We start from the raw sequence: 13,126 nt of genomic DNA, 5'->3' as shown, positions 1-13,126 counted from the left end.
CGATCATATCTACGCATGTTTGCGCAAACAGAGTTCATGACACGGCGGAGTTAGGGGTGCCATACGGACGGCTCCGCCACCCCGTCATGTCAATCCTCGTTCTCGGTGCAACCAAAAGGAAGGTGGGCGGCGCACACAACGTCGAAACCATCCGGCAAATATCGATTATCGACAACGATTACCGGTAAACGATTTACATAACTATCAAAAATGATCAACTTTGATCTGAATTGATTGTACAATGTCTGGCAGGATGTTCACGTGCACAATGGACCATCCACAACGGAAGTGCGCGTGATGATGTGATGTGAATAACGGCCCAAAGGAGGGACGATGACGTTCGACGCACGCGGCGTGTTCGGTGCACAGCTGCCTGATGGGGAATCCACATGGATCAATACGACGACCGACCGGCTGGTCGAGAAGTTCGCCGCCGAACGCGAACGCGTGGGAGCGCAGATCCCGTACATCGCACACGACGGCCGCTACGACGAGAACATGGCCGAAGTGTTCCCCGGCTGGTGGGTGAACGGATTCTGGCCCGGCATCCTCTGGCAGATGACCGTCGCCACCGCCTGCCTCGACAAGAAAGCGCCCCAAGGCACGACGGACGGGACCGTGAACACGACCGTCGATCATTCCTCGAACGCCGTGCTGTTCGGCCGTTCCGAACGCGTCCGAGTCTCCGGCGACGATCCGGCCGACCCGAAGGACCGTCTTGCCGATCTACGCGACCCGCACGAACCGGGCAGCCTGTCCCGACTGCCCTCATGCTCGTTCGCGTTCGCCGCGCCGGCACGCGAGATCGAGGAGACCGTGCTCTACCAGGTGCTCGCCGACTACGAACGCGTGGACCACGATCTCGGATTCGTCTGGCTGCTGTCGGGCGTGGCCGACTGGCGCATCACCGGCAACCCGACCGCACGCACGCACGCGCTGCACGCCGCCACCATGCTCGCCGGCCGATTCAACCCCATGGGACGCTTCATCCGCGCATGGAACGAGCCGGGCCGCGAAGGATGGGCGATCGTCGACTCGCTGATGAACCTGCCGCTGCTGTTCTGGGCGAGCCGCGAAACCAACGATCCGCGCTTCGCGTCCATCGCACGCATGCACGCCGACACCATGCTGCGCACGATCGTGCGCGACGACGGTTCGTGCAACCACATCGTTCAGTTCGACCCGGAGACCGGGGAATTCGTAGGTGCGCCCGCCGGTCAGGGATATGCGGCGGGATCGTCGTGGAGCCGCGGCCAGAGCTGGGCGATCTACGGATTCGCGCTCGCCTATCGTCACACCGGCGATCGTCGGTATCTCGACGCCGCGTGCCGCGTGGCGCGGTATTTCGTGGAACAGGTGAAGGTCACGGACGGTCTGGCGCGACTGGACTTCCGTCAGCCCGACGAACCGCTCTACTACGACGCCATCGCATCGTGCGTGGCCGCCGACGGACTGCTGGAGCTGGCCCGCGCATTGAAGGAGGCCGGCGAAACCGATTCGGATGCCGCCGAGACCGGGTCGGCCACCGAACTCACGCCCGACTGGTGCCTTGCCAACGCGATGTTTATGCTGCACGCCGTGGACGACCGTGCCTGCGACTGGGATCCCGACCGCGACGGTCTGGTGCAGCTGTGCTCGGTGGAGTATCACGACCCCGAACGCATTCACATTCCGATCGTGTACGCCGACTACTTCTTCCTCGAGGCCGTGCTGCGACTCAAGGGCATCGCCGCCGACCTGTGGTGGTAGGCGGTTCGGTGTCCGACCGTGCGATCAACGGAACTCAATGAGCGGACTTGAGCGAGGAGAACAGCACGACCGCCACGGCGATCATGATCAGCGCGCTGATGAACAGCCACGAGTAGCCGCCGAACACCACCGCGACGGCACCGACCACGGCGGCGACCACCACGCTCAGCGTGTTCGTCAGGTTCAGCACGGCAAGATCACGGCCGGCGTCTGACGGGTCGGGCAGCACGGTCATGCTCAGCGCATGATCGACGGCGTTGTACAGACCGTAGCCGAATCCGGCGATCGCGGCGAACAGCCACATGCCAAGGCCGCTCGGCAGGATCCACGGGAGGATCACGCCGATCAGGCACAGCAGGCAGCAGACCATCACCAGATTGCGGCTCACGCCGAACTTGTCGACCAGCGGGCCGGCGACGAACGCGGCGATCAGCGACGCCACGAACGCGATCACAGCCATGACGGCAATGACGACGGCGACCGGCAGCAGCGCCGGCGCGGACGTGACGAACGCGCCCGGTCCGGCGATCACGCGGGCCAGCGAATAGTACTTGAGGATGTACAGCTCGTACATGGGGATCATGCCGTAGCCGGCCATCATGAGCGTACGGGCCACGAGCATGCGGTAGTAGTCGGGCGCGTGATGCGGCGGGCGGAAGTCGGCGAGCAGCGCGTGCATGTCGAAGCGCGTGTTGGCCTGCTCCACGCTGGAGGGTTCGCGCGGCCAGATCAGCACGACGACCAGGCCGATGAGCGCGAACAGGATGGCCGAGGGCACGAAGACGGAGCCGAGCACGGCGAGATCGGCGGGATCGAGCGGATTGGCGACCGCATTGGCCCCCGGGCCTGCCGGCGCGTTCAGCGGCGTGGCGCCGACCCTGGCGAGGACTCCCGCGCCCACGATCAGGCCCAGCATCTGACCGACGGCGATGCCGGTGCCGTACCAGCGCGAGACACGGCCGCGAACCTTGTCGGGCAGACGATCGGCCATGGCGGCCACGAACGGGGCGAGCATCATGTTGTAGCCGAACTGCATGCCACACCAAGCGAACAGCATCGCCGGGAACGCGTGCGTGGCGCCAAGCAGCAGCGTGAACAGCGCGGTGAGCACGCCGCCGCCCACGATCCACGGGGTACGGCGGCCGAACGGGGTGCGCGTGGTATCGGACAGCGCGCCGAACAGCACGTTGGAGACCAAGGCCACAACCGCGCCCACGGCGTTGATCGCGGCGAACATGGTTTCGCGGCCGGCCGGATCGAGGCGGTCGAGGATCTCCGGGACCACCACCGAATTCAGGGCCATCCACGGGATGGCGCACAGCACGGCGCTGAGCGTGAATGCGATGGTCAGGCGCGTGATGGCGAGCTTGTTCGGGCGGGTGCCGTCGGCGGCCACCATGGGGTCGCGCATGTCGAGAAACGCGGAGTTCGGATCGGGCACGGCGGCGTCAACCGTGGCGATCGATGCCGCGGCGGCCATGGGGGCGGCGGCCTCGGCGGCGAGTTTGGTGGATTGCACGGCGGCCTCGGTACGGCTCGCCTCCGGTTCGGCGGATTCCGGCAGTACGGCCAGACGGGCGATCGACGCCTTGTCTTCGGCGGTCAGCACCTTGTCGGGGTCGGGTTTGTCATCGATGCCCGGACGTTTGAAATCCTCGTTCATGGGTCTTTCTTTCCTTCTCGTTTCCGCACGCTCATGCGCACGTCACGCACACGCGCATACCACTCTCGCGCGCACGTACTCCCTACTTCCGCTTCGCATATTAGACCGTGCACTTGTCCAAACGATGCGGGTTTCGGCGGCACGAGGCCGATTTTGGACCTATTCCCCGTTCGCTAGGTGGTTGAGCGCCTCGGCGCTGGTCTAACCCTCGTTCGCTAGGTGGTTCGGGACATAGAGGCACCTACGCCGGAAGTCAGTCGAGATAGCTTTTTAACAACAACTATCTTCAAGTACATGACATCGGAGCGCGAGGACGATGTGTCTACTTTGGCAAGTACCTACCGAACGAGAGTTAGACCTGCACAGCAGCGGTAATCCACCTAAGGAACGGCGGATAGCCATTGTATGAGTCTCAACTCCCTGATTACATGGAAGATGACGGCGCAGCAAGGAGGCTCGAGATGACAATGAAGAAACCGAACGACCACGCCCGACGGGGATGGATTCGCGTGGCGGTGATCTGGGTGGCGTTGATCGTCGGCATCATCGTGTTCCTCACCACCGACTTTCTGTGGCTGACGTTCTCGCTATTGACGATCGCCGCTGCCGCCGGGCTCTTTGGCTTCCCCGGAATAAAGCATGACTGACACGATCAGTGCCTAGCGCGTGGTCTCGCCGCGCACCAGGGTGAGGGGCACCAGATCGCAGGATGCGGCGACTGAAGTCGGGGCTTCGGAGACGCCATCGGCGCCGGCGACCTCATCGGCGGACGAGGCCGACGCGGACGCGTGATCGTCGGCGATGGCCTCCTTCATGCGTTCCACCAGCTTCACGGCGATCGCGTCGAGATCCTGATGCACCGACGTGATGCGCAATCCCGCAAGATCGGCGACCGGCGTGCCATCGTAGGCGATGATCTGCAGATCGTCGGGAATACGACGGCCGGTGTCGTGATTGTCACGCAGCTCTCGCAGCGCCAGACGCACGCAATGCGCGGCCGCCAGATCGGGCGCGATGATCGCGTCCGCGTCGGGGAATCGGCGGAACACCTCCTCGGCGGCACGCTCGAACAGCGACGTATCGCTCACATGTTCCACGGCCACGTAGTCGCACCGCACGCCGGCCGCCGCCATCTCCCGTTCGAACGTCAGGTGATAGCGCACCGTGGGGAACGTCGTATCATTCACATCCGCCGCCACGTCCGCAGCCACGTCGGCGGCCGCCGACAGCACCGACTCGAAACTGCCGTCCGCGGTCTGCGCCTCGGACAGATCATGGAACTGCGAGCGCGGACCACCGATCTCCACCACATGCCGTACGCCGGATTCGAGGAACTGCCGCGCGGCCAAATGTGCGCCCTGCACGTGATCCGAGCAGACGGAGGGGATCTCCTCACCGAGGAATCGGTCGAACGCCACGATCGGCCGGCCGATGCCCTGCCAGTATTCGGGGCGCTGGTTCGTGTGCGAGCCGATGATGATGCCGTCCATCATCTGCCGCTTGAGCATGTCGATGTATTCGCTTTCGCCGCGCTCCTGGTCGGCGGTGGAGCACAGCATCATGCGCAGGCCGGCGTCGTGCAGATGGCGTTGCAGGCTGGCGGTGAGCTGCGCGAAGAACGGGTGGGCGACGGTGGGGATGGTCACGCCGATCAGATTGGTGCGACCGCGGAACAGGTTGCGGGCCAGTTCGTTCGGCACGTAGTTGAGTTCGGCCATGGCCGCCTCGATGCGTGCGCGTGTGGATTCGGCCACGTATCCGGTGCCGTTCACCGCCAGGGAGACGGTGCTCAACGAGACTCCGGCCCTGCGTGCCACGTCACGCATTCCGACCATTCGCAACCTCCTGCAAGCATGATTCGCCCGGGCGCGATCGGAGTCCGATCGGTGTCGGATGGGGATCGCGTCGTTTCACCGCACGTCAACATCGTCGGCGGGAAATCGCATCCGCCAACGATTCATTGTAACGGATGGGCAATGGTGGTGAAGAAGACGGAAAGCACAGCTCCCCCGCTTCCCCTCGAGGGGAAGCTGTCAGCCGCCAGGCTGACTGATGAGGTGCCCCGAGCGTTCACCTCCGATATCCGTTCACCAGCGGAATATCGAACCTGCGAGGAGCTGACCCCTCCCCTCGGTCGGCTAACGCCGCCAGCTCCCCTCTCCTCTGGAGGGGAGCCGGTACAGTCGGTCCTACAGCTCGTAGGCGAAGGCCTCCCAGGGGGCGAGCTTGCCGAAGAGCAGGTCGGCCGCGGTGTCCTCGGTCGGATAGGTGCTGATCAGGATGCGGTCGGCGCTCACGCCGCCCAGCGTGGTGCCCGCGAGACCAAGGCCAAGCGCATCCGCGGCCTCGGCCGGGATCTTTGCCGACTCGCTCGACATGTTCACCACCACCACGATCCTGCGCTCGCCGGACCCGTCGATGCCGCCGCCGACGCCGTCCTCGCGCAGCGTGCGCACGAACGCGTACACCTGCGGATCGTCGGCGTCGAGCATTTCCCACTCGCCGGCCGCGACCACCGGGTTCTCGTGGCGCAGCGCGATCAGCTTCTTGTAGAAGTTGTACACGGAGTCGGGGTCGCGCTGCTCCTTCTTCGCATTCACCACGTCACGGTTCTCGTTGACCGGCAGCCACGGGGCGGTGGGCGCGTACGGCGCGGTGAATCCGGCGTACTTGGTGGCGTCCCACTGCATGGGCGTGCGCGCGTTGTCGCGGCTGATGGCCTTGAGCGCGTCCATCATGGCCTCCGGGGTCATCACGCCGGCCTCGGTGAGCTGATGGTACATGTTGATCGACTCGAGGTCCTGGTACTGGTCGAGCGAATCGAAGTAGGCGTTGGTCATGCCCAGCTCCTCGCCCTCGTACACGTACGGGGTGCCGCGGTGCATGTGCAGCAGCAGGGCGATGGCCTTGGCGGAGCGCACGCGCAGCTCGTCGGTGGAGTCGTCGCCCCAGCGCGAGACGACGCGCGGCTGGTCGTGGTTGTTGAAGAACAGGCTGGTCCAGCCGGTCTTCTTCACCGCATGCTGATGTCCGGCGAGGCAGTGCTTGAGGTGCGCGAGCTTCCATGGTTCGGCGGTCCACTTGGACTGGCCGCCGCCCGGCTCCACGTGGTCGAACAGGAACAGCATGTCGAGCTCGCGGTTGGCGGGGTCGGTGATGTGCTGGTTGCGTTCGGCGGTGATGCCCGGCGCCTCGCCCACGGTGATCGTGCCTTCGCGGCCGTCGAACACCTCACGGTGCATTTCGGCGAGGAACTCGTCCTGGCGCGGGCCGTCGGCGCAGAACGGGTTGGGGCTGGAGTAGCCGTCGGGGCCGATCGGGCCGTCGGAGTCGGTGTTCGCGCCCACGCCCGGCAGTTCGCCGTTGGCGTCCACGTGCTTGGAGATCAGCGTGATCACGTCCATGCGGAAGCCGTCGATGCCGCGGTCGAGCCACCAGTTCATCATCTTGTACACGGCGGCGCGCACTTCGGGGTTCTCCCAGTTGAGGTCGGGCTGCTTCTTGGAGAACTGGTGCAGGTAGTATTCGCCGCGCTTGGGGTCGTACTGCCATGCCGATCCGCCGAAGTACGAGCCCCAATGGTTCGGTTCGGCGCCCGGCGTGCCCGGCTCGTGGCCCTCCTTGGCGGGGCGCCACCAGTACCAGTCGGCGTGCGGATCGTTCTTGTCGCGCGACGCCTGGAACCATGCGTGTTCGTCGGACGTGTGGTTGACCACCAGATCCATGACCACCTTGATGCCGCGGTCGTGTGCTTCGGCGAGCAGTTCGTCCATGTCGTCGAGCGTGCCGAACATGGGGTCGATGTCCTGATAGTCGCTGATGTCGTAGCCGTTGTCGTCCTGCGGGGACTTGTAGACGGGTGACAGCCAGATCACGTCCACGCCCAGATCGGCGAGATAGTCGAGACGACTGGTGATGCCGGGCAGATCACCGTAGCCGTCGCCGTTGGTGTCCTGGAAGCTGCGCGGGTAGATCTGGTAGACCACCGCGTTGGACCACCACGGGTTCTGTTCGGCGCCGTTCGTACGGATCGCGTCGGGTAGCGGTTTGCGCTGTTCGGTCGTCATTGTCGCTCCTGTCTGTCCTGTTTCGTGCTGTCTGTCGTCCGCGTCCGCCCGTTTCACGTCGATCGTCGACTGCTGACGATCGTTGACGAGGCGTTCGTTGGCGGTGCCGTCCGTCACGCGTCCGTCGCGATATGGACGAACGTACCACCGTGATCATTTTAACGTTCAAAACGCCGACCGCGGGAAGCGGCACAGTCCTTGGCCCCCTCGCCGAGGGAAGCTGTTCGTCGCACAGACAGCATGCATCCCGATTGGCTCCCCTCCATGGGAGGGGAGCTGGCTGCCGCCGGCGGACTGAGGGGAGGGAACCAGCCGAAGCATGAGCCGGCACTCCCCTCAGTCGGCTCCGCCGACAGCTCCCCTCAAAGAGAGGTGAGCCAGAAAGGAGGCTTGATTCGCCTAAGACCTCGGCGAGGCGCGCCGATCAGACGATCTTTCTGCGAAACACTCGTGTCTCCGGCACAAAACGGGCCTAAGATGAGGCACTTGGAATCCGACACGAGGGACGGGCGACCGCACGAGGAACGGCCGACCCGGTTATGTGGGGAAGTGAAGACATGACCGGCAGCGGAAACAGCGAAGATCGCGACGATATCGACAACGATGGCATCGACGGCAAGGCAAACGACAGTAATGGCATCAAGGCACAACACGACGACGCGGCAGACGCCGGTACGTCATCGTCCGACTCCTTTGATCTTTTGTCCGGCTCGTGGGACATTCCCGATCTGACGTTTCCCGAACCGGACGGCGCATCATCAATCGACACGTCATCATCTACGGAAGCCGATCATGATAAGGCCGACCGTCACGCGATACCAGATCTGGGAACACTGGGAGCGACGACGAACATCACATCATCGCCGGCCAACGACTCCACATCTTCCGCAACGACCGTCGATACCGTGCCGAACGCCGGCTCCGCAACGTCCGGCGCAGATGAAACGACGACCGCACCATCGATGGATGGACCGGCCGCACCGACTGCAATCTCGTCGCACGCGGCTTCGGACACACCGGTCACGGCTACACAGACTCCGGGCACGCCGGCCGCCACCGATGCGACCCCGGACGAATCCGTCTTTGCGTCAACCGGGGCGAATAGCATCCCCGATTCGTTGGAGTCGGATCTGAATGCCGACACCGCGGTGATCGGCAATCTGCCGGCGGAGTTGGACCACCTGTCCGCAACATTGGATGATTTCAGCACGCCGATCGCGGCTGCGGGCGACGTGGCGGACGGCGCCACCACGCCCGTCGCGCCGGCGTTCGCGCCGACCGAGGAAGCCCATCAGCCGACGAACGAGCCCACCACGGTCGTTACTGACGACGGACACACAACCGGAGCGGCAGCCGATACGGCAGGCCCCGATGCATCATCGGAGACCGTGATCATGCCGAAGATCGAGCCGGGTGCCGAAGCAAATGCGAATGGTGCGGGCGCAAATCCCCCAACCGCCGGAGCGAAGCGCACCGGCAAGAAGCGCGGTCTCAGAGGCGGCGCCAAGCAGCGCAAGCGTCGCCTGCGCATGGCGGTCGCAGCCATCGCGGCCATCGTGTTAATCATCGCCGGCGCACTCGTCTGGAAGCACATAAGCGACAATCAGGCCCACGCCACGGCAATGACGGACTGCTCCACGTCGTCGAGCGACTACGACAAGGCCAAGAAGCAGCTGAGCACGGCCATCAAGAACGCGCAGGACGAGGCGTCCACCGCGGCCGGAGACGTGTCCGATGCGACAACGGTCAGCGCGCTCAAGCAGACGATCAGCGACTCGAACGTGTCCGGCACGGCACGGGACTGCCGCAACTCCATGCCCACGGCGGAACTGCAGGCGGCCGCGGATGCGAACGCCAAGCTCGCCGCCGCCGCGAACAAGGCGGCCAAGAACGTGAACGCGGCCGCCAAGAAGGTGTCTGCAAGTCAGGACGCGCAGAAGATCAGCACGCTCAAACAGCAGATCACGGCGCTGCTGCCTGGCGCGCAGACGGCGTACGAGAACAGCGATGGCGTGGTTGACGACGTGACGCGCTCCACGCTGAAGTCCGCGATCGATGAGGCGCAGAAGGTGGAGAAGAAGTCCGGCGCCACGGTGGCCGAGCTGGAGAAGGCGAAGAGCGCGCTGGAGACGGCCAAGACGAACGTGGAGGATTCCATGCCGAGCGAGGAGTCGACGGTGGGCAGCGGATCCGGTTCGTCCGGTTCGGGCAGCAGCTCCACGAGACGGCGGTCGAGCAGTGGTTCCTCATCCAACAGCTCGTCGTCGAACGGTTCAAGCAGCTCGAACGGCTCGAACGGCAACGGTTCCGGCAGCTCGTCGAACAACCGGTACTCAGGCAACAGCTACAACCGCCGCCAGTACAGCACGAACAACCCGACGCAGAACAACACCGGCTCGACGCAGGGCGATACCACGCAGCAGAGCCAGCAGGGCGATCAGGGTTCGAGCCAGAACCAGACCCAGAATCCGAGCCAAAGCGGCAACAGCAGCAACAGCAACCAGAACAACCAGTCGAGCAGCGGCAACAGCGGCTCCTCCCAGAGCGGCAGCGGTCAAGGCTCTACCGCACAGGGCAGCACCGGCACCTCAACGCAGTCCAACCAGCAGTAGGACCAGCCAGCGGTAGGGCAGATATACGCCCGGGAGACCTCGCCCGGCGGATATCTGCCCTTCGCTAGGTTCTTTTTCGCCTCATGCGGGGTCTAACCATCGTTCGCTAGGTTGTTGGCTGAGTAGCCAACTGCCCCATACGATCAAAGACAAGCAGCCATTCTGCAAAAACTATCCCGAAAATCCACAAACCGAAATCCTATCGGGAAGGCCTTCTTTGGCAAGGACCTAGCGAACAGGGGTTAGACTCGCGCAACAAGGCTGAACCACCTAGCAAAGCGGGGATATCACCCTATATGAGCATGAAAGCCACCACCATATGCCCGATAGGCATGGTCATGGCCCCTACCCATATGCCAAAACGCCGGGCACACTCCCTACTTGCGCACGAAGCGCTCGCGCAGACCCGGGGTGATCTTCACCGCGGTCCACAGGCTGCGCACCAGCAGCACGCACAGGTACAGCGCGAACAGGTTGGCGCCCATGCGCGGCGAAACCGCACCGGCGGCAAGCGTACCCAACGGCGCAATGATGGCCGCGGTGATGCCGATGGTCAGACCGTTGCGCAGGTGTACGAGCTTGCGCTTGGTGTTGGCGATGGTGCCAGCGATCGAACTGGGGAACATGGCGAGCAGCGACGTGCCGCGCGCGATCAGATCGCTCGCGCCGAACAGCACGGACAGCGCCGGTACCATCACCGCGCCGCCGCCGATGCCGAGCAGGCCGGCGAGCGTGCCGATGCCCACGCCGAGCAGGGCGAGCAGAACGCCGGTGACCACGGTCATGTGAATCGTATGGTCGCGCGACGGGGTGAACACGATCTGCGACGTGATCACGAACACCAGGAACACGACGAACACCCAGCGCAGCACCACTTCGGGCAGTCGCGCGAGCAGCCAGCTGCCGATCTGCGATCCGACCACAAGTCCGCATGCGAGCAGCAGCGCGGCGATCCAGTCCACGTCGTTGCCGGTCGCATACGAGATCACGCCGGTGATGGACGTCGGGATGATCGCGGCCAGCGACGTGGCCGCCGCGTGGCGCTGCGACAGTCCAAGGAACACCAGCGCGGGCACGATCACCGTGCCGCCGCCGATGCCGAACAGGCCCGACAGGAATCCGGACAGAATGCCCACGCCCACCAGCATCATCCACACGTGGCTCGCGGGCCGTCCCTCGCCAAGCGTGGCGGAGCCCTCGCCATTGTCTGCCGGCTTGTCGGACTTCACAAACGTCACGCCGTTTACCGTTTCGTTGTTCATAACGTTCTTTTCGTTCATTGCCTCACTCACGTCGGACACATTACTCTCCGTCGTTCCCTCCGATCGGGCGGATTTCACGTCGGTCATTCGGTCGTCGCAATCGCCGATGCCGGTCGCCCACCCCGGCCGAAATGCCGCATTCGCACTGTAAATCCCCGGTAAATCCTGCCCCAATCCCCCACGACATTCCTTCCCGAATCCCCCGGCCCGAGAGATAATGGCAACGTATCGACGCCGACGGTATGGCAATATCAGCAACATTGTCGGCAACGATCGGCAGTCGCACGGCAGGTTCTCAGAGAGGAGACCGCAATGGCATACGCAACGACCAATCCATACACCGGGGAAACGCTGAAGACCTTCCCCATGGCCACGTTCGAGGAGGTGGACACCGCGCTCGACGTGGCGCATCACGCGTTCGAATGGTGGCGCGACGAGCCGGTCGCGGAGCGTACGAAGGTGTTGTCGGCCGCGGCGGACATCCTCGAGCACGAGAGCGGCGCGTTCGCGTCGATGCTCACGTTGGAGATGGGCAAGATCACGAGCGAGGCCATGGCCGAGGTCAACGTATGCGTGGCGATTCTGCGCTACTACGTGAAGCACACGGAAACGCTGCTCGCACCGAAGCTGCTGCCGACCGCCGGGTTCGGCGACACGAACGTGCAGCTGGTGAACGATCCGATGGGCATCATCTTCGCCGTGGAGCCGTGGAACTTCCCGTACTATCAGGTGATTCGCGTGGCGGCGCCGCAGCTGGCGGCCGGCAACGTGGTGATGCTTAAGCATGCGTCGAACGTGCCGCAGTGCGCCGCGCTCATGGCCGACCTGTTCCGCAGGGCGGGTGCGCCGGACGGCGTGTTCACGAACCTGTATCTGCCGCACGAGCTGACCGAGCATGTGATCGCCAGCCCGTACGTGCGTGGCGTGGCGCTCACCGGGTCGGAGCATGCGGGCGCGGTGATCGCGTCGCTGGCCGGCAAGCATCTGAAGAAGAGCACGCTCGAACTGGGTGGCATGGACGCGTTCATTGTGCTGAAGGATGCGGATGTGGCGGCCGCGGCGGAGTGGGCCGTGCGTGGACGCTGCCGCAACGCGGGTCAGGTGTGCGTCTCGTCGAAGCGGTTCATCGTGGTCGACGACGTATACGACGAGTTCGTGGAACGGTACCGCGCGGAGGCCGCGAAGCTCGTGGCCGGCGATCCGGCGGATCCGGCGACCACGCTGGCGCCGCTGTCGAGCGTGGGCGCGCGTATTCAGGTGGAGCGTCAGGTGGCGGATATCGTGGCGCAGGGCGCGTCGGTCGAGTATCTGGCGGACGTGCCCGGCTGGCACGCCGATGGTACGCCCGGCGAGGGCGCGTTCTATCCGCCGGCGCTGATCACGGATATTCCGGAGGGCACGCCCGCCGCGCGTACGGAGATCTTCGGACCGGTGGCGCAGCTGTATCGCGCTGCCGACGAGGAGGATGCGATCCGCATCGCGAATGATTCGCCGTACGGCCTGGGCGGTTCGGTGTTCAGCGCGGATGTGCATCATGCGCAGGAGATCGCGCGGCGACTCGACACTGGCATGGTGACGATCAACCGTGCGAGCGCGTCCGGTCCGGACATCCCGTTCGGCGGCGTGAAGAATTCCGGATATGGCCGCGAACTGATCGATCTGGGACTCAAGGAGTTCGTGAACCAGAAGGTCGTGATCAACGGGTAGCGCGCGGCAGACGTTACGACGATGCGGGCGCGGGCGTGCGTCCCGCAGGATCCGCGGTTCGCGGAG

General features: G+C 64.5%; 8 protein-coding genes. 4 read left to right on the top strand and 4 right to left on the bottom strand.

The features are described 5' to 3' along the window. Positions 1 to 333: 333 nt before the first annotated feature. Complete coding sequence (locus D2E23_RS09905) at positions 334 to 1,749, top strand: glycoside hydrolase family 88 protein (protein ID WP_206432037.1); 1,416 nt, start codon at positions 334 to 336, stop codon at positions 1,747 to 1,749. 34 nt (positions 1,750 to 1,783) lie between these two features. Here the strand turns inward: D2E23_RS09905 and D2E23_RS09900 are convergent, their stop codons facing one another. After that, the gene (locus tag D2E23_RS09900; protein ID WP_126030747.1) at positions 1,784 to 3,412 is read right to left on the bottom strand and encodes an MFS transporter; all 1,629 of its coding nucleotides are present in this window, start codon (positions 3,410 to 3,412) and stop codon (positions 1,784 to 1,786) included. A gap of 461 nt (positions 3,413 to 3,873) precedes the next feature. Here D2E23_RS09900 and D2E23_RS09895 point away from each other — a divergent pair, with 461 nt between their 5' ends. Continuing rightward, entirely contained in the window at positions 3,874 to 4,059 is a 186-nt protein-coding gene (locus tag D2E23_RS09895) for a hypothetical protein (RefSeq protein ID WP_126030746.1), read from the top strand. A 12-nt stretch (positions 4,060 to 4,071) separates the two neighbouring features. On the opposite strand, the gene D2E23_RS09890 is transcribed toward D2E23_RS09895, so the two are convergent. Continuing rightward, entirely contained in the window at positions 4,072 to 5,247 is a 1,176-nt protein-coding gene (locus D2E23_RS09890; RefSeq protein WP_126030745.1) for a LacI family DNA-binding transcriptional regulator, read from the bottom strand. Positions 5,248 to 5,601: 354 nt separating this feature from the next. Next, entirely contained in the window at positions 5,602 to 7,479 is a 1,878-nt protein-coding gene (locus tag D2E23_RS09885) for a glycoside hydrolase family 13 protein (protein WP_126030744.1), read from the bottom strand. Positions 7,480 to 8,036: 557 nt separating this feature from the next. Between D2E23_RS09885 and D2E23_RS09880 the strand changes: the two genes are divergently transcribed. Further along, positions 8,037 to 10,091, top strand: a complete 2,055-nt coding sequence (locus tag D2E23_RS09880) for a hypothetical protein (RefSeq protein ID WP_126030743.1) — start codon at positions 8,037 to 8,039, stop codon at positions 10,089 to 10,091. 377 nt (positions 10,092 to 10,468) lie between these two features. Here D2E23_RS09880 and D2E23_RS09875 read toward each other — a convergent pair whose 3' ends face one another. Further along, the gene (locus D2E23_RS09875; RefSeq protein ID WP_240541617.1) at positions 10,469 to 11,242 is read right to left on the bottom strand and encodes a sulfite exporter TauE/SafE family protein; all 774 of its coding nucleotides are present in this window, start codon (positions 11,240 to 11,242) and stop codon (positions 10,469 to 10,471) included. Between the two features lie 423 nt (positions 11,243 to 11,665). Here D2E23_RS09875 and D2E23_RS09870 point away from each other — a divergent pair, with 423 nt between their 5' ends. Then, complete coding sequence (locus tag D2E23_RS09870) at positions 11,666 to 13,060, top strand: NAD-dependent succinate-semialdehyde dehydrogenase (protein WP_126030741.1); 1,395 nt, start codon at positions 11,666 to 11,668, stop codon at positions 13,058 to 13,060. Positions 13,061 to 13,126 lie beyond the last annotated feature (66 nt).

Source organism: Bifidobacterium callimiconis (assembly GCF_003952005.1).
In the GTDB taxonomy this organism is placed as follows: domain Bacteria; phylum Actinomycetota; class Actinomycetes; order Actinomycetales; family Bifidobacteriaceae; genus Galliscardovia; species Galliscardovia callimiconis.
The sequence above is the reverse complement of the archived record's forward strand: the minus strand, read 5'-3'. Positions and strand labels throughout refer to the sequence as shown.

Excerpts from the sequence above, each read along its gene's own strand:
- D2E23_RS09905 (WP_206432037.1), top strand. The coding sequence starts at position 334 with ATGACGTTCGACGCACGCGGCGTGTTCGGTGCACAGCTGCCTGATGGG.
- D2E23_RS09885 (WP_126030744.1), bottom strand. The coding sequence starts at position 7,479 with ATGACGACCGAACAGCGCAAACCGCTACCCGACGCGATCCGTACGAAC.
- D2E23_RS09890 (WP_126030745.1), bottom strand. The coding sequence starts at position 5,247 with ATGGTCGGAATGCGTGACGTGGCACGCAGGGCCGGAGTCTCGTTGAGC.
- D2E23_RS09880 (WP_126030743.1), top strand. The coding sequence starts at position 8,037 with ATGACCGGCAGCGGAAACAGCGAAGATCGCGACGATATCGACAACGAT.
- D2E23_RS09900 (WP_126030747.1), bottom strand. The coding sequence starts at position 3,412 with ATGAACGAGGATTTCAAACGTCCGGGCATCGATGACAAACCCGACCCC.
- D2E23_RS09870 (WP_126030741.1), top strand. The coding sequence starts at position 11,666 with ATGGCATACGCAACGACCAATCCATACACCGGGGAAACGCTGAAGACC.
- D2E23_RS09895 (WP_126030746.1), top strand. The coding sequence starts at position 3,874 with ATGACAATGAAGAAACCGAACGACCACGCCCGACGGGGATGGATTCGC.
- D2E23_RS09875 (WP_240541617.1), bottom strand. The coding sequence starts at position 11,242 with ATGATGCTGGTGGGCGTGGGCATTCTGTCCGGATTCCTGTCGGGCCTG.